Below are 20,162 nucleotides of genomic sequence, written 5' to 3'. Positions count from 1 at the left end.
ACCGGCGTCGTGCCGAGATATGGTCAGCACGCATACAAGCCCGGCAGGAATGGCCGCACTAAGCTTCGGTTTGCTAAAACCGGAGTGATTACCCATCAGACCTGACGAAAATCTACTGCCCGGCGTACCTATCCGACTGGCAGAGCACTTTTAGCAGAGTCGAGCTGTTATGGTATTTCCGCCTCGCTTAAGCGGCGTGGGTTTTCCCTGACAGATAAACAGCCAACAGCTAACAGCTTCCCTACATGGCGTTTGCAAAAAACAAGAAACTGGTCCAGGACTTCTCAAAAGTGACCATTTCGCTGGCCTCGCCCGAATCCATTCTGGAGCGGTCGAACGGCGAGGTGATCAAGCCTGAGACTATCAACTACCGGACGTACAAGCCCGAGATGGGCGGCTTGTTCTGCGAGCGGATTTTCGGTCCTGTAAAGGACTGGGAGTGCCACTGCGGCAAGTACAAGCGCATCCGTTATAAGGGTATTATCTGCGACCGTTGCGGCGTGGAGGTGACCGAGAAGAAAGTTCGCCGGGAGCGGATGGGCCACATCGAACTGGTGGTGCCCGTTGCGCATATCTGGTACTTCAAGTCGCTGCCCAATAAAATCGGCTACCTGCTGGGCCTGCCCACCAAGAAGCTCGACCAGATTATCTACTACGAGCGCTACGCCGTGGTGCAGCCAGGTACTCTGGCTGAGGAAGGCGTGCAGCAGCTTGACTTCCTGACCGAAGACGAATACCTCGACATCATCGACAAGCTCCCCCGGGAGAACCAGATGCTGCCGAATGATGACCCGAACAAGTTCATCGCCCGCATGGGTGCCGAGGCGCTGCAAATGCTACTCGAGCGCATTAACCTTGATGAGCTGAGCTATTCGCTGCGTGACTCTGCTGCCACTGAAACTTCGCAGCAGCGTAAGGCTGAAGCCCTCAAGCGTCTGCGCGTAGTGGAAGCTTTCCGTGACGCCGCTACCCGTGTGGAGAACAAGCCCGAGTGGATGGTTATCCGCATGGTGCCTGTAATTCCGCCGGAGTTGCGCCCACTCGTTCCGCTTGATGGTGGCCGTTTTGCTACCTCCGACCTGAACGACCTGTACCGTCGCGTTATCATCCGCAACAACCGCCTCAAGCGCCTGATCGAAATCAAGGCTCCCGAGGTGATTCTGCGGAACGAGAAGCGCATGCTGCAGGAAGCCGTGGATTCGCTCTTCGACAACTCGCGTAAGGTGAATGCCGTGCGCGCCGAAGGCAACCGCGCCCTGAAGTCGCTGTCCGATATGCTGAAAGGCAAGCAGGGCCGCTTCCGTCAGAACCTGCTCGGTAAGCGTGTCGACTACTCCGGTCGTTCGGTTATCGTGGTAGGTCCCGAGCTGAAGCTGCACGAGTGCGGTTTGCCCAAGAACATGGCGGCCGAGCTGTTCAAGCCGTTCATCATCCGCAAGCTCATTGAGCGCGGTATCGTAAAAACGGTGAAGTCGGCCAAGAAAATCGTGGACCGCAAGGACGCCGTGGTATGGGACATCCTGGAGAACGTGCTGAAAGGCCACCCAGTATTGCTCAACCGGGCTCCAACGCTTCACCGTCTGGGTATCCAGGCGTTCCAGCCGCGCCTCATCGAGGGCAAGGCTATCCAGCTGCACCCGCTCGTTTGTACGGCCTTCAACGCTGACTTCGACGGTGACCAGATGGCTGTACACGTGCCTCTGGGCCCGGCCGCTATTCTGGAAGCCTCCATGCTCATGCTGGCGTCGCACAATATCCTGAACCCTGCTAACGGCGCACCCATCGCGGTACCGTCGCAGGACATGGTTCTGGGTCTATACTACGTAACCAAAGGCAAGCGCAGCACCGAAGGCGAGAGCATTCAGGGCGAAGGCCGGGTGTTCTACTCCGACGAGGAGGTGGTCATTGCCCTCAACGAAGGCCAGCTCTCGAAGCACGCCTACATTAAGGTGCGCACCGAGATTCGGGACGAGGATGATAACCTCGTAACGAAAATCATCGAAACCGTTGCCGGCCGCGTGCTCTTCAACCAGCTCGTGCCCCGCGAAGTAGGTTTCGTAGACGAACTGCTGACCAAGAAGAAGCTCCAGCAAATCATCTCGATGGTGTTCAAGCGTACGGGCATGGCCCGCACGGCCCAATTCCTCGACGACATCAAGACGCTGGGCTTCCAGTCGGCTTACAAAGGTGGTCTGTCGATGGGTCTGGGTGATATCCAGATTCCAAAGGAGAAGGATGAGCTGATCAAGCAGGCTCAGGCCGACGTTGCCGCGGTAACCCAGAACTACCAGATGGGTCTGATTACCGACAACGAGCGTTACAACCAGGTTATCGACATCTGGACGCGCATCAACAACCAAATCACTGAAACCCTTATGGGTCGCCTCGAAAAGGAGGACCAGGGCTTCAACTCGATTTACATGATGATGCACTCGGGTGCCCGTGGTTCGCGCGAGCAGATTCGTCAGCTCGGCGGTATGCGGGGTCTGATGGCTAAACCGCAGAAGTCGCTGCAGGGCTCAATCGGTGAGATTATCGAGAACCCGATTCTGTCCAACTTCAAAGAAGGCCTGGACGTAATCGAGTACTTCATCTCGACCCACGGTGCCCGGAAGGGTCTGGCCGACACGGCTCTGAAGACGGCTGACGCCGGCTACCTGACCCGTCGTCTGGTGGATGTCTCGCAGGACGTTATCGTGAACGAGCCCGATTGTGGTACGTTGCGCGGTATCGAAACCTTCGCGCTGAAGGATAACGAGGATATCGTGGAGCCCCTGGCCGAGCGTATCCTGGGTCGCGTGGCAGTACACGATATCGTGGACCCGCTCACCGACGAGGTTATCCTCGAAGCCGGTTACGAAATCACCGAAGAGGTTACCCGCCAGATCGATGCTACCAGCATTGAGTCGGTGGAAATCCGCTCGGTGCTGACCTGCGAAAGCAAGCGCGGTATCTGCGCCAAGTGCTACGGTCGTAACCTGTCGTCGGGCCGCATGGTCCAGCGTGGTGAGGCAGTAGGCGTAATTGCCGCTCAATCGATTGGTGAGCCCGGTACCCAGCTCACGCTGCGGACCTTCCACGTAGGTGGTACGGCCTCCAACATTGCGGTGGAAGCCAGCATCCGCGCCAAATTTGCGGGTGTGGTGGAGTTCGAAGATATCCGGACCGTGGAAACGGCCAGCGCCGATGGCGAAGCCGTCAGCGTGGTAATGGGTCGCTCGGGCGAAATCCGCATCGTGGACAAGGAAACCCGCAAGGTATTCATCTCGAACCACGTCCCTTACGGCTCGTTCCTACTTGTGAAAGAGGGCCAGGAGATCGAGAAGGGCCAGGAGCTCAACAACTGGGACCCCTACAACGCCGTTATTCTGGCCGAGTTCGATGGTACTGTTCAGTACGACGCCATCACGGAAGGCATTACCTACCGCGAGGAGTCGGATGAGCAGACGGGTCACCGTGAGAAAGTGATTATCGAATCGAAGTCTGCTAAAGACCAGAACCCCGCCATCATCGTGCGCCCCGGCAAAAAGGGCGACGAGGAGGGGCAGAAGGGCTACAGCATTCCGGTAGGTTCCCACCTGAACGTGGAGAACGGCCAGAAAATTAAGGCTGGTCAGATTCTTGCCAAGATTCCGCGTGCCGTGGGCAAAACCCGTGACATTACCGGTGGTCTGCCCCGCGTAACGGAACTGTTCGAGGCCCGTAACCCGTCGAACCCGGCCGTAGTGGCCGAAATCGACGGTGTGGTAACCTACGGTACCGTGAAGCGTGGTAACCGCGAAATCTTTGTCGAGTCGAAAGACGGTGTCAAGAAGAAGTACATGGTGCCGCTGTCCAAGCACATTCTGGTGCAGGATAACGACTTCATCCGGGCTGGTTCGCCGCTCTCCGATGGTGCCATCACGCCGTCCGACATCCTGAGCATTCAGGGTCCGGGCGCGGTGCAGGAGTACTTGGTGAACGAGATTCAGGAAGTGTACCGCTTGCAGGGTGTGAAAATCAACGACAAGCACATCGAGGTGGTAGTCCGCCAGATGATGCAGAAAGTCGTGATTCTCGACGCCGGCGACACCTCATTCCTTGAGCATCAGGTAATCGACAAGCTTATCTTCATGGAGGAGAACGATACCATCATCGACATGAAGGTGGTAACGACCGCCGGGGATTCGAGCAACTTCAAGCCCGGCCAGATTGTGACGGCTCGTCGCCTGCGCGACGAGAACAGCAGCCTGCGCCGCCGCGACCTGCAACTGGTCGAAGTTCGCGACGCTCAGCCATCCGTTTCCCGTCCGACACTCCAGGGTATCACCCAGGCGTCGTTGGGCACCCAGTCGTTCATCTCGGCCGCTTCCTTCCAGGAGACGACCAAGGTGCTCTCGGAAGCCGCCATCCGTGGTAAGGCCGACGAACTGCTGGGCCTGAAGGAGAACGTGATTGTGGGCCACCTTATCCCGGCTGGTACCGGTCTGCGCGAGTACACGCGTCAGATTGTAGGCTCGAAGGAGGAGATGGAAGCCGCTCAGGCCGCTAAAGCCGAAGAGGCTGCTGCACCTGTAAAGCGCCCGTCGCGCGCCAAGCGCGAAGTTTCGGCAGAGTAATCTCCGAGAGGGATTAAAAGAGAAAAGCCGACTAGAGAAATCTAGTCGGCTTTTTCTGCATAATTAGCTTTGCTATCTATGACACAGGATGAGTTGCAAAATCTATTTCGTACTTGGGTATTACCCATCCTTTTAATATCCAGCTATGTGTACTATTCGGTATTTGAGATAGAGTTTATTTTAGACCCTAAATATGCACTACGATATATTTTGTGGATTATGACTTGGCTTGCTACGTGTGGTAGTGGTTTATGGTCTTTATCAAAGAATGATACATTACGTGTTGTGTATACATGGCTATCAATCGTGGCTTTTGGATTATCAATTATAACCTGTGTAAGCTTACTATTCGGTATCGCATTATCGGAGCCTATCAAGTTTTAGATGAGAATTGCTCACTACTTTTCAGCATAAATTCAGTATAGAACCAATGAACCAACCCACCGAACCCCAGAACACCGACGCGGCCCAGCCCCAGGACCCGAACGCCATCAACATCGAGCTATCGGAGGAAATGGCCGAGGGCGAGTACGCCAACCTGGCCATGATTGCGCATAGCAGCAGCGAATTCGTGATTGACTTCATCCGGCTGATGCCGGGGGTAGCTAAGGCTAAAGTGAAGTCGCGCATCATCCTCACGCCCGAGCACGCCAAGCGCCTGCAGGCCGCCTTGGCCGAGAACATCGAACGGTTCGAGCAGGCCAACGGATCCATCAAAGCCCAGCAGGATACCCCCGCTTACCCAATGGGTTTCGGCGGCACAATGGGGGAGGCGTAGAACGAGGTAGGGGCGCTTGTCCCAGCCCGCCGTTGAACGATTCGGTTATGGGTCGTTGTACTAACCAAGCGGCGGGCGGGGGCAAGCCCCGCCCCTACCTCGTTCTGGTAGTATCTAAAACAAACTATCTCAACTCGTTTGCTATTGCCCCGCAACTTTTCTACCTTTGCAAGCCTAATTTTTGGGAGAGAACCCTCCCTGCACAAACCATTTCCGTAAATGCCTACTATCAACCAGTTAGTACGAAAAGGCCGCGAGAAACTGACGACTAAGTCGAAGTCGCCGGCCCTCGATTCGTGCCCGCAGCGCCGTGGCGTCTGCACCCGGGTGTACACCACCACGCCTAAGAAGCCGAACTCGGCTATGCGTAAGGTTGCCCGCGTGCGCCTCACCAACGGCAAAGAAGTAAACGCCTACATCCCTGGCGAAGGCCACAACCTGCAGGAGCACAGCATCGTGCTGATTCGCGGTGGACGGGTGAAAGACCTTCCTGGCGTGCGTTACCACATCATTCGCGGTGCCCTCGATACAGCCGGCGTAAGCGGCCGTACCCAGCGCCGTTCGAAGTACGGTGCCAAGCGCCCCAAGCCCGGTCAGGCAGCCGCGGCCGCTAAAGGTGCTCCCGCTAAGAAGAAAAAGTAATTGAAGCCGGGTGAGGTAGTGCGAAGTGCTGGATAGCACATGGTTCTTATCCCACTTTCCCGCTACATCAACCCATTTCTACTCTCATGAGAAAGTCAAAACCAAAGAAGCGCATCCTCCTGCCCGACCCCAAGTACAAGGAGACGCTGGTAACCCGTTTCGTCAACTACATGATGTATGACGGAAAGAAAAACCTAGCCTACACCATTTTCTACGATGCTTGCGAGCTGGTAGAGGAGCGGACCAAGGAAAGCGGCGTGGAGATGTGGCGCAAAGCCCTCAACAACGTTATGCCAACCGTGGAAGTAAAGAGCCGCCGCGTAGGTGGTGCTACTTTCCAGGTTCCAATTGAAGTTCGCCCCGACCGTCGCATTGCCGTGGGTTCGAAGTGGCTGATTCAGTACGCTCGTCGTCGTGGTGAGAAGACCATGAAGGACAAGCTGGCTGGCGAAATCATTGCCGCCGCTAAGGGTGAAGGTGCTGCCGTCAAGAAGAAGGACGACACCCACCGGATGGCTGAAGCCAACAAGGCTTTCTCGCACTTCCGTTTCTAAGCCGACGAATGAGCGAATGTGGGCCTGAGTGTCGGTTCAGTAACTGAACTATTCACTCGCCGCATACATTCACTGATTCACTCATTCACTAATCGACCAATGGCTGTAAATCAAGAGCTACAATATCTCCGGAATATCGGGATTATGGCGCACATCGACGCTGGTAAAACCACCACGTCGGAGCGCATTCTCTACTATACCGGTAAGACCCACAAAATCGGGGAGGTTCACGATGGTGGCGCCACGATGGACTGGATGGAGCAGGAGCAGGAGCGGGGTATCACCATTACCTCGGCCGCTACTACTACCTTCTGGAACTACCCGACCGACTCCAATGGCGAGCCGGTTGAAAGCACCAAGCAATACAAAATCAACCTGATTGACACCCCCGGCCACGTGGACTTCACGGTGGAGGTGGAGCGCTCCTTGCGCGTGCTCGACGGCGCCGTGGCGTTGTTCTGCGCCGTATCGGGCGTGGAGCCCCAGTCGGAAACCGTATGGCGTCAGGCTGACAAGTACAAGGTGCCCCGCATCTGCTTCGTCAACAAGATGGACCGTGCTGGTGCCGACTTTTTCAAGGCCGTTGCCGAAATCAAGGAAAAGCTAGGCGCTAACCCGGTGCCGCTCCAGATTCCGATTGGCGCTGAAGATACTTTCAAAGGTGTGGTAGACTTGCTGACCGGCAAGGCCATCGTTTGGGACGACGCTACACAGGGCAAATCTTTCAGCGAAATCCCGGTTCCCGAGGACCTCGTGGACACGGTAGCCGAGTGGCGCCAGAAGCTTGTAGAGAGCGTTGCCGAATACGACGACGCCCTGCTCGAGAAGTTCTTCGACGATCCGGACTCCATTACCCGTGAGGAAATGATGGTCGTTATCCGCCAAGCGGTTATCGACATGAAGTTCTCGCCCGTAATGTGCGGCTCGGCCTTCAAAAACAAGGGTGTACAAACGATGCTGGACGGCGTAATGGCCTACCTGCCCTCGCCGCTCGATATGCCCCCCATTATCGGTAAAAACCCCGATACGGAAGAGGAAATCGAGCGTCATCCTGACAACTCGGAGCCCTTCACGGCCCTGGCCTTCAAGATTGCCACCGACCCCTTCGTGGGCCGTCTGTGTTTCTTCCGCTGCTACAGCGGTGTGCTGGAAGCCGGTTCGTACGTGCATAACAACCGCACGAACAAGAAGGAGCGTATCTCGCGTCTGATGCAGATGCACTCCAACAAGCAGAACCCCATCGAGCGCATCCAGGCCGGCGACATTGCCGCCGGCGTGGGTTTCAAGGACATCAAGACCGGCGATACGCTGAGCGATGAGAAGCACCCTATCGTGCTTGAGTCGATGTCGTTCCCCGAGCCGGTTATTGGTTACGCCATCGAGCCCAAGACGCAAGCCGACGTGGACAAGATGGGCATGGCCATTGCCAAGCTCGTGGAAGAAGACCCCACCCTGGTGGTACAGACCGACCCCGAAACGGGCCAGACTGTCCTCAAAGGCATGGGTGAGCTTCACCTCGAAATCATTATCGAGCGCATGCGCCGGGAGTTCAAGGTGGAAATCAACCAGGGTGCCCCAATGGTTGCCTACAAAGAGGTGCTCACCAAAAATGTTGAGCACCGCGAAACTTACAAGAAGCAGACGGGTGGCCGCGGTAAATTCGGCGACATCCAGTTTGAACTTGGTCCGAAAGTAACCGATCCGGAGAAGCCAGGTCTGGAGTTTGTAAATGACATCTCGGGTGGTGTAATCCCCCGCGAATTCATCGCGCCAATCCAGAAGGGCTTTGAAGAGGCTATGAAGAATGGTCCGCTCGCCGGCTTCCCCATCGAGGGTATGCGCGTTCGTCTGTTCTTCGGTTCCTTCCACGACGTTGACTCGGACGCTTTGTCGTTCGAACTCGCAGCCCGTGGTGGTTTCCGCGAAGCCGGCCGTCAGGCTGGTCCACGACTGCTCGAGCCAATTATGGCAGTAGAAGTAGTTTCGCCGGATGAGTACACTGGCTCGGTAACGGGCGACCTGAACCGTCGCCGTGGCCTGATGAAGGGTATGGACACGAAAGCAGGTGCCAACGTTATCAAGGCCGACGTTCCGCTGTCGGAGCTGTTCGGCTACGTAACCTCGCTGCGTACGATTACGTCGGGTCGGGCTTCGGCTTCGCTCACGTTCTCGCACTACGACCAGGTGCCAACCAACCTCGCCGAAGCCATCATCGCCAAGCAGAAGGGCAACGCTATCCGCTAACCCGCTTTTCACTAATCGACATGAATCAGAAAATTCGCATCAAGCTCAAATCCTACGACCACAACTTGGTGGACAAATCGTCGGAGAAGATTGTGACGGCGGTGAAGGCTACGGGCGCTATCGTTAGCGGTCCGATTCCCCTGCCCACGAAAAAGGAAAAATTCACCGTGCTCCGTTCGCCCCACGTAAACAAGAAGAGCCGGGAGCAATTCCAGCTCTGCACCTACAAGCGTCTGGTGGACATCTACTCGACTTCGTCGAAGACGGTAGATGCCCTGATGAAGCTGGAGTTGCCTAGCGGCGTTGACGTAGAAATCAAAGTCTGAGGACCGGATTTCCGTTAACTGATTAACCTAAACGCCCCATCGTCTCTTCGGAGTCGGTGGGGCGTTTCTGGTATTGAACGACAAACTGGTTGGAAACTGGCATTGGGGTAAGAGACTAGGAACTATGCTACCACTATAGCTATTGCCTGACTTCGGCTCGGGTGATAGCAAGTTTAGGACTGAAAAGACAAGCTAACTATCTAACTCTGAAAATATTTCGGTGCCACCTTAGATATTGCGGCAACAATTTCCTAGCTTTGCACTCCATTTCCGAAAATGCCACGCGGGCGTTTTCGAGTGTGTCTTTTTTTAAAACCCCAATTGAATGCCTGGCATCATCGGTAAAAAAATCGGTATGACAAGCCTCTTCACTCCGGACGGGAAGAACATTCCCTGCACGCTCATCGAAGCGGGTCCGTGCGTAGTGACGCAGGTTAAGACCATCGAAACGGACGGCTATCTGGCCATCCAGCTCGGTTACGGCGAGAAAAAAGCGAAGAACACGACCAAGCCTCTGGCCGGTCACTTCGCTAAAGCCGGAACCACCCCCAAGAAAAAACTCGTTGAGTTCCGCACCGAGGACGCGCCAGCTTTGCTGCCGGCAGCGAAATCAACACCTCGCTGTTCGCCGAAGGCGAATTCGTGGATGTTGTTGGAACGTCGAAGGGTAAGGGTTTCCAGGGCGTTGTAAAGCGCTATAACTTCGCCGGTGTTGGTGGCCAGACCCACGGTCAGCACAACCGCCTCCGTCACCCTGGTTCCATTGGTGCCTGCTCGTGGCCGTCGCGCGTATTCAAAGGAATGCGCATGGGTGGCCGTATGGGCAACGACCGGGTGAAAGTGCAGAACCTGAAGGTTATGCGCATTATAGCCGACAAAAACCTCATCGTGGTGAGCGGCTCGATTCCCGGTGCCAAGAACTCTTTCGTGGTCCTGGAAAAATAACCTAGCAAGATGGAACTGTCAGTAATTAACATCAAAGGCGAAGACACCGGCCGTAAGGTCACCCTGTCCGACGCCATCTTCGGCCTCGAGCCGAACGAGCACGTGATGTACCTCGACGTGAAGCAGTACTTGGCCAACCAGCGCCAGGGCACGCACAAGTCGAAGCAGCGCAACGAAGTGCACGGCACTACCAAGAAGCTGAAGAAGCAGAAAGGCACCGGCGGTGCCCGTGCCGGCTCCATGAAGTCGGGCGTATTCGTAGGTGGTGGCCGCATGTTCGGTCCGCAGCCCCGCGACTACGGCTTCAAGCTCAACAAGAAAACCAAGCGTCTGGCCCGCCTGTCGGCTCTCTCGACGCTGGCTCAGGATGGCAAGGTATCGGTAGTAGAAAATATTACCATGTCGGCCGTAAAGACCAAAGACTTTGTTGCCATCATGGCCGGTCTGAAGCTGAACAACGGCAAAAAGACCCTGCTTGTAACGGGCGCGGTTGAAAAGAACGTAGTCCTGTCGGCCCGCAACATTCAGCGCGTGAGCGTGGCTACTCCCGTAGCCCTCAACACCCACGACTTGCTGAACACCGATACGCTATTGCTGTCGGAGGATGCGCTGACGGCATTGGAACAACTCTATACCACTGCTGAGTAATGAGCATTCTGAAAAAACCCATCGTAACGGAGAAGGCGACCAGCCTCAACGACAAAGGACAGTACTCCTTCGACGTAGCCATCGATGCCAACAAGGTGCAGATCAAGAAAGAGATTGAGCAGCTTTATGGCGTTACCATCACCAGCATCAGCACGATGCGCACGATTGGTAAGGTGAAGTCGAAGTTCACGAAAGGCGGTTCTATCTCGGGCCGTCGTCCGCACGGCAAAAAGGCCGTGGTTACCGTGAAAGAAGGCGACATCATCGACTTCTACAGCGGCCTGTAAGCCTTTCTTTCAGCCAAGAATTTTTCCTAAGCAAGAGTAATGGCACTCAAAAAACTAAGACCAACATCACCGGGTCAGCGCTTCCGCATCGCCCCGGCCTTCGACGAGCTAACTGCGTCGACGCCGGAGAAGTCGCTGTTGGCACCCCTCAAAAACTCCGGTGGCCGTAACAACTCGGGTAAAATGTCGAACCGCTACATTGGCGGCGGACACAAAGCCCGTTACCGTATCATCGACTTCAAGCGTGACAAGGCCTCGGTGCCCGCTACGGTGAAGACGATTGAGTACGACCCCAACCGCACCGCCCGTATTGCCCTGTTGCAGTACGCCGATGGTGAGAAACGCTATATTATTGCTCCGGCCGGTCTGGCTGTGGGTACGGTAATCGTTTCGGGTACGGGAGTGGCCCCTGAGGTAGGCAATGCCCTGCCCCTGCGCGAAATTCCTCTCGGTACCATCGTGCACGCCATCGAGCTGCAGCCGGGTGCTGGTGCTGCTATGGCCCGTTCGGCCGGCACCTACGCCCAGCTCGTAGCCCGCGAAGACAGGTATGCTACTTTGAAGCTGCCTTCTGGCGAAATGCGCATGGTTCTCGTAACCTGCATTGCTACAGTTGGTACCGTTTCCAACGGCGACCATATGAACGTTCGCTTGGGCAAAGCCGGTCGCAACCGCTGGTTGGGTCGCCGTCCGCGCGTTCGTGGTGTAGCCATGAACCCTGTCGATCACCCAATGGGTGGTGGTGAAGGCAAGTCGTCGGGTGGTCACCCACGCAGCCGTAACGGTATCTTCTCGAAAGGGCAGAAAACCCGTAACAAGAACAAGTACTCCGAGCAGCTCATCGTCAACCGTAAAGGCAAGAAGTAAGCAATGGCACGTTCACTAAAAAAAGGGCCGTACATTGACTTCCGGCTCGAGAAGAAAGTAACGGCAATGGAAGAATCCGGCAAAAAGTCGGTGGTGAAGACCTGGTCTCGCCGCTCGATGATTTCGCCCGACTTCGTTGGCCACACGTTCGCCGTCCACAACGGCAATAAGTTCATCCCGGTGTATGTCACGGAGAACATGGTAGGACACAAGCTCGGTGAGTTTGCCCCGACCCGTAACTTCCGCGGCCACGTCGCCAAGAAAGATAAAGGCAAGCGCTAATTATGGAAGCAGTAGCTAAACTCCGGAACGTGCCTACCTCGCCGCGCAAGATGCGCTTGGTAGCCAACCTGGTTCGTGGTCAGAAAGTGACCCGCGCCCTCGGCCTGCTGAAGTTTGAGGCCAACTCGGGTGCCCCCAAAATCGAGAAGTTGCTCCTGTCGGCCTTGGCCAACTGGCAGCTCAAGAATGAGGATGAGCGCATCGAGGATGCTAATCTCTACATCAAGGAGATTTTCGTGGATGAAGGCCGCATGCTGAAGCGTCTGCGCCCCGCCCCCCAGGGTCGTGGCCACCGCATCCGCAAGCGGAGCAATCACGTGACGCTGATCATCGACTCGAAGGTTGAGCCGCTCGGCAGCAAAGCCGCCGCTACGCAAGCCGCCGAGTCGAAGGACACCGAGGCTTCGGCCAACGCTCCTAAGAAGGCCTCGCGTCGCAGCAGCACCAAGAAATCAACTGAAACCAAGGCAGAAGCCACCGCATAAGCACTATGGGACAGAAAGTAAATCCGGTTGGCTTCCGTCTGGGAATCATCAAAGGATGGGACTCGAACTGGTACGGCGGCAAGGACTTTGCCGACAAGCTGGTTGAAGACGAGAAGATCCGCAAATACATCAACGCTCGTATTCCGAAGGGTGGCATTAGCCGCATCGTGATTGAGCGCACGCTCAAGCGTGTGACCATTACCATCAACACGGCCCGTCCGGGCGTGGTGATTGGTAAAGGCGGCGCCGAAGTGGATAAGATCAAGGACGAGCTGAAGCAGATCACCGGCAAAGACGTTCAGATCAACATTTTCGAGATTAAGCGTCCCGAGCTGGACGCCAAGCTGGTCGGCGAGAGCATCGCCCAGCAGCTGGCTGCCCGGATCTCGTTCCGTCGCGCTATGAAGATGTCGATCCAGGCTGCTATGCGTGTTGGTGCCGAAGGCATCAAGATTCAGTGCGGTGGCCGTTTGGGTGGTGCTGAAATCGCCCGCTCCGAGCAGTACAAGGAAGGTCGTACGCCGCTGCACACGCTGCGCGCTGACATCGACTACGCACTGTCGGAAGCTCAGACGGTATATGGCAAGATCGGCATCAAGGTGTGGATCATGCGCGGCGAGGTATTCGGCAAGCCCGACCTTTCGCCCAACCAGCAGCCCGCTGGTAGCCAGGGTGGCGACAGCCGCAACGACCGTGGTCCGCGTAATGAGCGTGGCCCACGTCGCGACCGCAACGACCGGGGTGGTGAAAGCCGTGGTGGTGACCGGGGCGGCGATAGCCGCGGCGGAGCTGCCGGTGGTCAGCGTCGGGGTCCAGGTGGCCCAGGTGCTGGTGGTGCCGGTGGCGGCAACCGTGGCGGTGGCGCACCGCGTCGCTAGTCCTCTCCCTTTCTCTCGAATTTTAAGACATTATATCTCATGTTACAACCGAAAAGGACCAAGTATCGCAAGATGCAAAAGGGTCGCATACATGGCTTAGCCCATCGCGGCAGCTCCATCGACTTCGGTTCGTTCGCTATCAAGTCGCTGGAACAAGCGTGGATTACGGCTCGCCAGATTGAGGCTGCCCGTATCGCCATGACCCGCGCCATGAAACGCGAAGGTCAAGTATGGATCCGCATTTTTCCCGACAAGCCTATTACCAAGAAGCCTGCTGAAGTGCGGATGGGTAAGGGTAAAGGTTCGCCCGAATATTGGGTAGCCTGCGTGAAGCCTGGTACCATCATGTTCGAATCGGACGGGGTGACGCTGGAAGTAGCTCAGGAGTCGCTGCGCCTCGCGGCCCAGAAACTGCCGGTGCGGACGTCGTTTGTTGTTCGTCGTGACTACGTAGAAAGCAAGTAATGATGAAGAACTCCGATATCCTCGCCCTCTCTTTGGAGGACCTCAAAAATCAATTGAAGACCGAGCAGACCTCGGGCCAGACCATGCGCTTTGCGCATGCCATCTCGCCGCTGGAAAACCCGCTCCGTCTGAAGCAAGCCCGCAAAAATGTCGCCCGTCTGCTGACTGAGTTGAAGCGTCGCGAAAATGAGCAGGCTACAAACACTGCTAACTAACGATGGCAAACAACGAAGAACAGCAGGGCACTCCCGCCACCACTGAGCGGAACCTGCGCAAAGAAATCATCGGCCGCGTAACCTCCTCCAAGATGGACAAGTCCATTACGGTAATGGTTGAGAGCAAGATGAAGCACCCGATCTACGGCAAGTTCGTTACCAAGTCGACCAAATTCATGGCCCACGACGAGAACAACGAATGCGGCGAAGGCGACACGGTGCGCATTATGAGCACTCGCCCCCTCAGCAAGCTGAAGCGGTGGAGACTGGTTGAAATCCTAGAACGCGCCAAGTAAGATGATACAGCAAGAATCCCGTCTGACCGTTGCTGATAACAGCGGCGCCAAAGAAGTTCTTTGCATTCGTGTCCTCGGTGGCACGGGCAAGAAGTACGCCAGCGTAGGCGACAAGATTGTCGTTTCGATCAAGTCGGCCATTGGCTCCGGCAATGCTAAAAAAGGCACGGTTTCCCGCGCTGTTGTTGTTCGCACGAAGAAGGAAGTCCGCCGCAAGGATGGTTCTTACATTCGCTTCGACGACAACGCTGCCGTGCTGCTCAACAATAACGACGAACCGCGTGGTACGCGCATCTTCGGCCCTGTAGCCCGCGAGCTGCGTGAGCGCCAGTTCATGAAGATCGTTTCGCTGGCTCCTGAAGTTATCTAATCATGGCAACGAAAAAAGCAACGCCTACGAAACTGCACGTGAAAACCGGCGACACCGTTCTGGTGATTGCCGGCGACGAGAAAGGCAAAACCGGCACCATCAAGTCGGTTAACCGTTCGACCCAGCGTGTCATCGTGGAAGGCCTGAACCTGGCAACCAAGCACAACAAACCTAGTGCGAAGAATCCCCAGGGCGGCATCACCAAGATCGAGGCCCCAATTCACGTGAGTAACGTGAAGCGTGTGGACTCGGCTAACGCCTAACCGCTTCCGACATGGCTCGTTTTAAAGAAAAATACAACAACGAAGTAGTACCCGCGCTCCAGGAGAAATTCCAGTTCAAGAGCATTATGCAGGTACCGCGCATCACCAAAATCTGCATCAACCGCGGCATTGGCGCGGCAGTTGCCGATAAAAAGCTGGTTGATAATGGCGTAGATGAGCTGACTATCATCACTGGTCAGAAAGCTGTTCCAACTATCGCCAAGCGTTCCGTATCGAACTTCAAGTTGCGCGAGGGCATGCCAATTGGCGCCCGCGTAACGCTGCGGGGTGAGCAGATGTACGAATTTCTCGACCGTTTGCTGACTATTGCACTGCCTCGGGTACGTGACTTCAAAGGCATCAACGACAAGGGCTTCGATGGCCGGGGTAATTATACCCTGGGCGTGAAGGAGCAGATCATTTTCCCGGAAATTTCGATTGACAAGATCAAGTCGATTGCCGGCATGGACATCACTTTCGTGACGTCGGCCGAAAACGACGAGCAGAGCTACGAGCTGCTCAAGGCCTTCGGAATGCCATTCGCCAACGCTAAGAAAGAAAACAATGGCTAAGGAGAGCATGAAAGCACGGGAACGGAAGCGTATCGCGACCGTTGCCCGTTACGCCGAGAAGCGCAAGGCCCTGAAAGCGGCCGGCGACTACGAAGGCCTTGACAAACTGCCGCGCAATGCTTCGCCAGTGCGCTTGCACAACCGCGATAAAATAGATGGCCGTCCTCGTGGATACATGCGTAAGTTCGGCATCAGCCGTGTACGCTTCCGTGAAATGGCTCTCGCCGGCAAAATTCCCGGCGTAACCAAGTCTAGCTGGTAAGTATCGGTATTGGGCTGTTGGTAGTGAGTAGGTAGATGATGTTCAGTAGTCCTTTTAGGATCAGTTGCTCATCAGTTCTTTACTCATTACCAGCCATTCAATACTCAAAATTTGGCAGGTTGCCGAAAGAAACCATTGGCCGAGCTATAACAAGCCGAGCCGAGTAGTCTTAACCGAAAATTTCGCTACCACTTTCCGTGGCGGCGAAATTTTCCTATCTTTGCGGCTCCCTAAAAAAGGGCGCTTCATTTTTACAATCGAATGAACACAGATCCAATTGCCGATTACCTAACCCGGGTACGCAATGCCATAAAGGCAAACCATCGGGTGGTGGAGATTCCGGCCAGCAACATCAAGAAGGAGATTACGAAAGTGCTCTACAAGAAGGGCTACATTCAGAGCTACCGTTTTGACGATGCTGCCGTGCAGGGTACGATTAAAATCGCCCTCAAGTACAACCCCACCACGAAGGTGCCGGCTATTACTAAGCTGCAGCGCGTGAGCTCGCCTGGCCTGCGCCAATATGCGCACGTTGGCAACATGCCCCGCGTACTCAGCGGCCTCGGCATCGCTATTCTCTCCACGTCGAAAGGCGTAATGACGGAGAAAGAAGCGAAGGCTGAGAACGTGGGCGGCGAAGTGCTGTGCTACGTTTACTAATCTGAAAGGAAACAGAAACTATGTCACGCATTGGTAAACTGCCCATCAGCCTGCCCGACAACGTGCAGATTGAAGTGAGCAAAGACAACAACGTAACCGTGAAGGGCCCCAAAGGCACTCTGGTAGTTCCTGTAGACCGCGATATTAACGTGGCTACTGAGGAAGGCCAGTTGCTGGTGACCCGCCCCACGGAGCAGAAGCGGCACAAGGCCATGCATGGCCTTTACCGCTCACTGCTCAACAACGCATCGATGGCGTGAGCAATGGCCTCGAGAAAAAGCTGGAATTAGTCGGTGTAGGTTACAAAGCCACTATGGCTGGTACTATCCTCGAACTGGCGCTGGGCTACTCGCACAACATCTTCCTGGCCCTGCCGGCCGAAGTAACGGCTACGGCTATTACCGAAAAAGGCAAAAACCCCATCGTTACCCTTACCAGCATCGACAAGCAGTTGCTGGGCCAGGTAGCCGCAAAGATTCGCTCGTTGCGCAAAGTTGAGCCTTACAAAGGCAAAGGCGTGCGTTTCGTGGGTGAGCAGATTCGTCGTAAGGCTGGTAAAACGGCTTCGAAATAATAACGCACCATGGCTTTCGATAAAGCAACTAGAAGAAAACGGATCCAGCGCATCATCCGCACTAAGGTGGCTGGCACGTCCGAGCGTCCGCGTTTGTCGGTGTTCCGCAGCAATACGGGCATTTATGCTCAGATTATTGACGACACCACCGGCCACACGCTGGCGTCTGCTTCCTCGAAGCACGTTTCGGTGGAAGGGGGCAACGGAGTCGCCCTCGCCGCCGCAGTCGGCAAAGAACTTGCCGTCCGTGCTACTGGAAAAGGAATTTCGAAAGTGGTATTTGACCGCTCGGGCTACCTCTACCACGGCCGCGTAAAATCATTGGCAGAAGGAGCCCGCGAAGGCGGCCTCAATTTCTAATCTATCATCATGGCAGAATTTAACAACGGCCCTCGTGGTGGCGGTAACGACCGCGGCGGCAACAGCCCTCGTGGTGGTGGAAATGACCGTCGCGGCGGCAATGACCGCAACAAAGAAAATGATTCGCGTACCGGCGATTCTGATCTGAAAGAGAAAGTAGTAGCTATCAACCGCGTTGCCAAAGTGGTAAAGGGTGGTCGTCGCTTCAGCTTCTCGGCCATTGTGGTGGTAGGTGACGGCAACGGTACCGTAGGCTACGGCCTCGGCAAAGCCAACGAAGTCACCGACGCCATTGCCAAAGGCATTGACGACGCGAAGAAAAACTTGGTGAAAGTGCCGCTTTATAAGCACACTGTTCCTCATAAAATGGAAGGCAAGTATTCGGGTGGTTTTGTGCTGGTTCAGCCAGCCGCCGCTGGTACGGGTGTAATTGCGGGCGGTGCTATGCGTGCCGTGTTCGAAAGCGCTGGTATCAAAGATGTACTGGCTAAGTCGAAAGGTTCGTCGAACCCCCACAACGTGGTGAAAGCAACTTTCGACGCCCTACTGAAAATGCGCGACCCGATGCAAATTGCTCAGGCTCGTGGTATTACTCTCGCCCAAGTTTTTAACGGATAAGGAACGATGGCGCAGATTCAAATCAAACTCATAAGAAGCGTTATTGACCGCCCCGAGCGTCAGAAACGTACTGTGCAGGCCTTGGGCCTCGGCAAAATGAACAGCACCCGGACTGTGGAAAACACAACCGAAATTGCTGGCATGATCAAAGCCGTTCAGCACCTGTTGGAAGTAACCGAACTCTAGGAATTTCCCGAACATGAATCTCAGCAATCTCCAGCCCGCCACAGGCTCCACCCGCAATGTAAAGCGCGTGGGTCGTGGTACGGGTTCCGGCCGCGGCGGCACATCGACGCGTGGTCACAACGGTGCCAAGTCCCGCTCGGGTTACTCCAAGAAATCGGGCTTCGAAGGCGGCCAGATGCCCCTGCAGCGTCGGGTGCCTAAGTTTGGCTTTAAGAACATCAATCGTGTAGAGTATAAAGCCGTCAATCTCGACGTGCTGGCTGCTCTCGCTGAAAATGGTGCTACTACTTTCGATGTGGCCTACTTCGTAAATGCCGGTTTGGCTTCGAAGACTGCCAAAATCAAGGTTCTAGGCCGGGGTGAAGTCACCCAGGCTCTGGAAGTACATGCCCATGCATTCTCGAAGTCGGCTATTGAGGCCATCGAGAAGGCAGGCGGAAAAGCCGTGACGCTTTAAGCATCAAAGCAGCAATGAAAAAACTTATCGAGTCGATAAAGAATGTATTTGCGATTGAGGATCTGCGTACGCGGATTCTCAATACGCTTTTTTTCATTGCCATCTACCGGCTGGGCTCCTTCGTGGTGCTACCGGGTATCGACCCTACTCGCCTCGACAAGGGCCAAAGCGGTGTTTTAGGCATTCTTGACACGTTGCTGGGTGGGGCTTTTAGCCATGCATCCATCTTCGCGTTGGGTATCATGCCTTATATCTCCGCTTCTATTGTATTGCAGCTGCTGACTATTGCAGTGCCATACTTCCAGAAGTTGCAGAAGGAAGGAGAGTCGGGCCGTAATAAAATCAGTCAGTACACTCGTATCCTCACGATTCCTATTGTGGCAGCACAGTCGGTTGGCTTTATTGCCACCATAAATGCTGAAGCCATTATGAATCCGGGCGTTTTCTTTACCGTTTCGACGGCTCTTATCGTCACGGCCGGAACCCTGTTCTGTATGTGGCTGGGAGAGAAAATTACCGACAAGGGTATCGGTAACGGCATTTCGATGCTGATCATGATTGGTATTGTGTCGCGCCTGCCAGGTGCTTTGATTGGAGAAGCTACAGCCCGCTCGATGCGTGGGTCGTTGATTTTTCTGATTGAAATGGCTGTGCTGTTCCTGGTCGTAATGGCCGTTATCATCCTCACACAGGCTGTGCGGCAGATTCCGGTGCAGTACGCAAAGCAAGTAGGTGGAGCAGCTTCTCTAAGTTCTCAGCGGCAGTACATTCCGATGAAGGTGAATGCGGCCGGTGTAATGCCGATCATTTTTGCTCAGTCGCTGATGTTCGTGCCTGCTATTGCAGCTTCGGCTTGGAATAAGGACAGTGAAGCAGCCACCATGATTGGTACTTGGTTCCAGCCCAATCACGTCGTGTACAACGTCGTGTTCGGGCTGCTCATTGTTGTCTTTACTTACTTTTACACGGCTATCAGTGTCAATCCCAACCAGATTGCGGACGACCTGAAACGCAGTGGCGGGTTTATCCCCGGTGTGAAGCCTGGCCGTGATACGTCGGAATTTATTGATGAAGTACTGACCCGTATTACGTTGCCCGGAGCAGTGGCGCTGGCCATCATTGCCATTCTGCCTGCCATAGCCACCGTTGCCGGCGTAACCGGACCCTTTGCCCAGTTCTACGGCGGTACTTCGCTTATCATCATGGTGGGAGTAGTGCTTGACACTATGAACCAGGTAAAAAGCTACTTACTCATGCGTCGTTACGACAGCATGATGAAGACTGGCAAGACCCGGGGTCGCTCGCAAAATATTGCTCTCGCTTCGTAAAA

Annotated in this window: 24 protein-coding genes and 3 pseudogenes; all 27 read left to right on the top strand. The window is 55.2% G+C overall.

Annotated elements, in window-relative coordinates; genetic code table 11:
* Positions 1 to 245 precede the first annotated feature (245 nt).
* The 27 genes and pseudogenes from rpoC (at position 246) to secY (ending at position 20,160) form a co-directional block, all read left to right on the top strand.
* Positions 246 to 4,598: a DNA-directed RNA polymerase subunit beta' gene (gene rpoC / locus D0N36_RS00535; RefSeq protein WP_116939109.1), complete on the top strand. Its 4,353-nt coding sequence runs from the start codon at positions 246 to 248 to the stop codon at positions 4,596 to 4,598.
* A 430-nt stretch (positions 4,599 to 5,028) separates the two neighbouring features.
* Positions 5,029 to 5,376, top strand: a complete 348-nt coding sequence (locus D0N36_RS00530) for a DUF3467 domain-containing protein (RefSeq protein ID WP_116939108.1) — start codon at positions 5,029 to 5,031, stop codon at positions 5,374 to 5,376.
* Between the two features lie 219 nt (positions 5,377 to 5,595).
* On the top strand, positions 5,596 to 6,018 hold the full coding sequence (rpsL, locus tag D0N36_RS00525) for a 30S ribosomal protein S12 (protein ID WP_116939107.1): 423 nt from the start codon (positions 5,596 to 5,598) through the stop codon (positions 6,016 to 6,018).
* Between the two features lie 86 nt (positions 6,019 to 6,104).
* A complete protein-coding gene (gene rpsG / locus D0N36_RS00520) occupies positions 6,105 to 6,572 on the top strand; it encodes a 30S ribosomal protein S7 (RefSeq protein ID WP_092738479.1) in 468 nt (155 codons plus the stop codon).
* A gap of 144 nt (positions 6,573 to 6,716) precedes the next feature.
* Complete coding sequence (fusA, locus tag D0N36_RS00515) at positions 6,717 to 8,816, top strand: elongation factor G (RefSeq protein WP_242478741.1); 2,100 nt, start codon at positions 6,717 to 6,719, stop codon at positions 8,814 to 8,816.
* 20 nt (positions 8,817 to 8,836) lie between these two features.
* Positions 8,837 to 9,142: a 30S ribosomal protein S10 gene (gene rpsJ, locus D0N36_RS00510; RefSeq protein WP_019946175.1), complete on the top strand. Its 306-nt coding sequence runs from the start codon at positions 8,837 to 8,839 to the stop codon at positions 9,140 to 9,142.
* A gap of 325 nt (positions 9,143 to 9,467) precedes the next feature.
* Positions 9,468 to 10,087: pseudogene (rplC, locus tag D0N36_RS00505) on the top strand (50S ribosomal protein L3).
* Positions 10,088 to 10,096: 9 nt separating this feature from the next.
* Entirely contained in the window at positions 10,097 to 10,735 is a 639-nt protein-coding gene (gene rplD / locus D0N36_RS00500) for a 50S ribosomal protein L4 (RefSeq protein ID WP_116939105.1), read from the top strand.
* Positions 10,735 to 11,022 (top strand): 50S ribosomal protein L23, encoded by a 288-nt coding sequence (gene rplW / locus D0N36_RS00495; protein WP_019946172.1) that lies wholly within the window; start codon positions 10,735 to 10,737, stop codon positions 11,020 to 11,022. The genes rplD and rplW overlap by 1 nt, the downstream gene beginning before the upstream one ends.
* A gap of 39 nt (positions 11,023 to 11,061) precedes the next feature.
* Positions 11,062 to 11,889 carry a 50S ribosomal protein L2 gene (rplB, locus tag D0N36_RS00490; protein ID WP_116939104.1) on the top strand — a complete coding sequence of 276 codons (828 nt, stop codon included), beginning with the start codon at positions 11,062 to 11,064 and terminating at the stop codon, positions 11,887 to 11,889.
* Between the two features lie 3 nt (positions 11,890 to 11,892).
* Positions 11,893 to 12,171: a 30S ribosomal protein S19 gene (gene rpsS / locus D0N36_RS00485; RefSeq protein WP_019946170.1), complete on the top strand. Its 279-nt coding sequence runs from the start codon at positions 11,893 to 11,895 to the stop codon at positions 12,169 to 12,171.
* Between the two features lie 2 nt (positions 12,172 to 12,173).
* Positions 12,174 to 12,656: a 50S ribosomal protein L22 gene (rplV, locus tag D0N36_RS00480; protein ID WP_116939103.1), complete on the top strand. Its 483-nt coding sequence runs from the start codon at positions 12,174 to 12,176 to the stop codon at positions 12,654 to 12,656.
* Between the two features lie 5 nt (positions 12,657 to 12,661).
* The gene (rpsC, locus tag D0N36_RS00475) at positions 12,662 to 13,534 is read left to right on the top strand and encodes a 30S ribosomal protein S3 (RefSeq protein WP_116939102.1); all 873 of its coding nucleotides are present in this window, start codon (positions 12,662 to 12,664) and stop codon (positions 13,532 to 13,534) included.
* 39 nt (positions 13,535 to 13,573) lie between these two features.
* Positions 13,574 to 13,999 (top strand): 50S ribosomal protein L16, encoded by a 426-nt coding sequence (gene rplP / locus D0N36_RS00470; RefSeq protein ID WP_116939101.1) that lies wholly within the window; start codon positions 13,574 to 13,576, stop codon positions 13,997 to 13,999.
* A complete protein-coding gene (gene rpmC / locus D0N36_RS00465) occupies positions 13,999 to 14,214 on the top strand; it encodes a 50S ribosomal protein L29 (RefSeq protein WP_242478740.1) in 216 nt (71 codons plus the stop codon). Before rplP ends, rpmC begins: the two co-directional genes overlap by 1 nt.
* Positions 14,215 to 14,216: 2 nt before the next feature.
* Positions 14,217 to 14,510, top strand: coding sequence for a 30S ribosomal protein S17 (rpsQ, locus tag D0N36_RS00460; protein ID WP_116939100.1), 294 nt, complete (start codon positions 14,217 to 14,219; stop codon positions 14,508 to 14,510).
* 1 nt (position 14,511) lies between these two features.
* Entirely contained in the window at positions 14,512 to 14,880 is a 369-nt protein-coding gene (rplN, locus tag D0N36_RS00455) for a 50S ribosomal protein L14 (RefSeq protein WP_116939099.1), read from the top strand.
* Between the two features lie 2 nt (positions 14,881 to 14,882).
* Positions 14,883 to 15,128 (top strand): annotated as a pseudogene (gene rplX / locus D0N36_RS00450) (50S ribosomal protein L24); the annotation flags it as partial.
* A 26-nt stretch (positions 15,129 to 15,154) separates the two neighbouring features.
* Positions 15,155 to 15,715: a 50S ribosomal protein L5 gene (rplE, locus tag D0N36_RS00445; RefSeq protein ID WP_116939098.1), complete on the top strand. Its 561-nt coding sequence runs from the start codon at positions 15,155 to 15,157 to the stop codon at positions 15,713 to 15,715.
* Positions 15,708 to 15,977 carry a 30S ribosomal protein S14 gene (rpsN, locus tag D0N36_RS00440; RefSeq protein ID WP_092738469.1) on the top strand — a complete coding sequence of 90 codons (270 nt, stop codon included), beginning with the start codon at positions 15,708 to 15,710 and terminating at the stop codon, positions 15,975 to 15,977. Before rplE ends, rpsN begins: the two co-directional genes overlap by 8 nt.
* A 261-nt stretch (positions 15,978 to 16,238) precedes the next feature.
* A complete protein-coding gene (rpsH, locus tag D0N36_RS00435; RefSeq protein WP_088462454.1) occupies positions 16,239 to 16,637 on the top strand; it encodes a 30S ribosomal protein S8 in 399 nt (132 codons plus the stop codon).
* A gap of 20 nt (positions 16,638 to 16,657) precedes the next feature.
* Positions 16,658 to 17,211 (top strand): annotated as a pseudogene (gene rplF, locus D0N36_RS00430) (50S ribosomal protein L6).
* Positions 17,212 to 17,220: 9 nt separating this feature from the next.
* Complete coding sequence (gene rplR, locus D0N36_RS00425; RefSeq protein ID WP_116939097.1) at positions 17,221 to 17,571, top strand: 50S ribosomal protein L18; 351 nt, start codon at positions 17,221 to 17,223, stop codon at positions 17,569 to 17,571.
* A gap of 9 nt (positions 17,572 to 17,580) precedes the next feature.
* Positions 17,581 to 18,189, top strand: a complete 609-nt coding sequence (gene rpsE, locus D0N36_RS00420; RefSeq protein WP_242478739.1) for a 30S ribosomal protein S5 — start codon at positions 17,581 to 17,583, stop codon at positions 18,187 to 18,189.
* A gap of 6 nt (positions 18,190 to 18,195) precedes the next feature.
* Positions 18,196 to 18,375, top strand: coding sequence for a 50S ribosomal protein L30 (gene rpmD, locus D0N36_RS00415; RefSeq protein ID WP_116939096.1), 180 nt, complete (start codon positions 18,196 to 18,198; stop codon positions 18,373 to 18,375).
* A 13-nt stretch (positions 18,376 to 18,388) separates the two neighbouring features.
* Positions 18,389 to 18,832: a 50S ribosomal protein L15 gene (rplO, locus tag D0N36_RS00410; protein ID WP_116939095.1), complete on the top strand. Its 444-nt coding sequence runs from the start codon at positions 18,389 to 18,391 to the stop codon at positions 18,830 to 18,832.
* Between the two features lie 14 nt (positions 18,833 to 18,846).
* Entirely contained in the window at positions 18,847 to 20,160 is a 1,314-nt protein-coding gene (secY, locus tag D0N36_RS00405; RefSeq protein WP_116939094.1) for a preprotein translocase subunit SecY, read from the top strand.
* The last annotated feature ends 2 nt before the right edge of the window (positions 20,161 to 20,162 follow it).

Source organism: Hymenobacter lapidiphilus (assembly GCF_003417065.2).
In the GTDB taxonomy this organism is placed as follows: domain Bacteria; phylum Bacteroidota; class Bacteroidia; order Cytophagales; family Hymenobacteraceae; genus Hymenobacter.
The sequence above is the reverse complement of the archived record's forward strand: the minus strand, read 5'-3'. Positions and strand labels throughout refer to the sequence as shown.

Bases quoted from the DNA above. Each gene is read 5' to 3' on its own strand.
- rpoC (WP_116939109.1), top strand. From the start codon at position 246: ATGGCGTTTGCAAAAAACAAGAAACTGGTCCAGGACTTCTCAAAAGTG.
- D0N36_RS00530 (WP_116939108.1), top strand. From the start codon at position 5,029: ATGAACCAACCCACCGAACCCCAGAACACCGACGCGGCCCAGCCCCAG.
- rpsL (WP_116939107.1), top strand. From the start codon at position 5,596: ATGCCTACTATCAACCAGTTAGTACGAAAAGGCCGCGAGAAACTGACG.
- rpsG (WP_092738479.1), top strand. From the start codon at position 6,105: ATGAGAAAGTCAAAACCAAAGAAGCGCATCCTCCTGCCCGACCCCAAG.
- fusA (WP_242478741.1), top strand. From the start codon at position 6,717: ATGGCGCACATCGACGCTGGTAAAACCACCACGTCGGAGCGCATTCTC.
- rpsJ (WP_019946175.1), top strand. From the start codon at position 8,837: ATGAATCAGAAAATTCGCATCAAGCTCAAATCCTACGACCACAACTTG.
- rplD (WP_116939105.1), top strand. From the start codon at position 10,097: ATGGAACTGTCAGTAATTAACATCAAAGGCGAAGACACCGGCCGTAAG.
- rplW (WP_019946172.1), top strand. From the start codon at position 10,735: ATGAGCATTCTGAAAAAACCCATCGTAACGGAGAAGGCGACCAGCCTC.
- rplB (WP_116939104.1), top strand. From the start codon at position 11,062: ATGGCACTCAAAAAACTAAGACCAACATCACCGGGTCAGCGCTTCCGC.
- rpsS (WP_019946170.1), top strand. From the start codon at position 11,893: ATGGCACGTTCACTAAAAAAAGGGCCGTACATTGACTTCCGGCTCGAG.
- rplV (WP_116939103.1), top strand. From the start codon at position 12,174: ATGGAAGCAGTAGCTAAACTCCGGAACGTGCCTACCTCGCCGCGCAAG.
- rpsC (WP_116939102.1), top strand. From the start codon at position 12,662: ATGGGACAGAAAGTAAATCCGGTTGGCTTCCGTCTGGGAATCATCAAA.
- rplP (WP_116939101.1), top strand. From the start codon at position 13,574: ATGTTACAACCGAAAAGGACCAAGTATCGCAAGATGCAAAAGGGTCGC.
- rpmC (WP_242478740.1), top strand. From the start codon at position 13,999: ATGATGAAGAACTCCGATATCCTCGCCCTCTCTTTGGAGGACCTCAAA.
- rpsQ (WP_116939100.1), top strand. From the start codon at position 14,217: ATGGCAAACAACGAAGAACAGCAGGGCACTCCCGCCACCACTGAGCGG.
- rplN (WP_116939099.1), top strand. From the start codon at position 14,512: ATGATACAGCAAGAATCCCGTCTGACCGTTGCTGATAACAGCGGCGCC.
- rplE (WP_116939098.1), top strand. From the start codon at position 15,155: ATGGCTCGTTTTAAAGAAAAATACAACAACGAAGTAGTACCCGCGCTC.
- rpsN (WP_092738469.1), top strand. From the start codon at position 15,708: ATGGCTAAGGAGAGCATGAAAGCACGGGAACGGAAGCGTATCGCGACC.
- rpsH (WP_088462454.1), top strand. From the start codon at position 16,239: ATGAACACAGATCCAATTGCCGATTACCTAACCCGGGTACGCAATGCC.
- rplR (WP_116939097.1), top strand. From the start codon at position 17,221: ATGGCTTTCGATAAAGCAACTAGAAGAAAACGGATCCAGCGCATCATC.
- rpsE (WP_242478739.1), top strand. From the start codon at position 17,581: ATGGCAGAATTTAACAACGGCCCTCGTGGTGGCGGTAACGACCGCGGC.
- rpmD (WP_116939096.1), top strand. From the start codon at position 18,196: ATGGCGCAGATTCAAATCAAACTCATAAGAAGCGTTATTGACCGCCCC.
- rplO (WP_116939095.1), top strand. From the start codon at position 18,389: ATGAATCTCAGCAATCTCCAGCCCGCCACAGGCTCCACCCGCAATGTA.
- secY (WP_116939094.1), top strand. From the start codon at position 18,847: ATGAAAAAACTTATCGAGTCGATAAAGAATGTATTTGCGATTGAGGAT.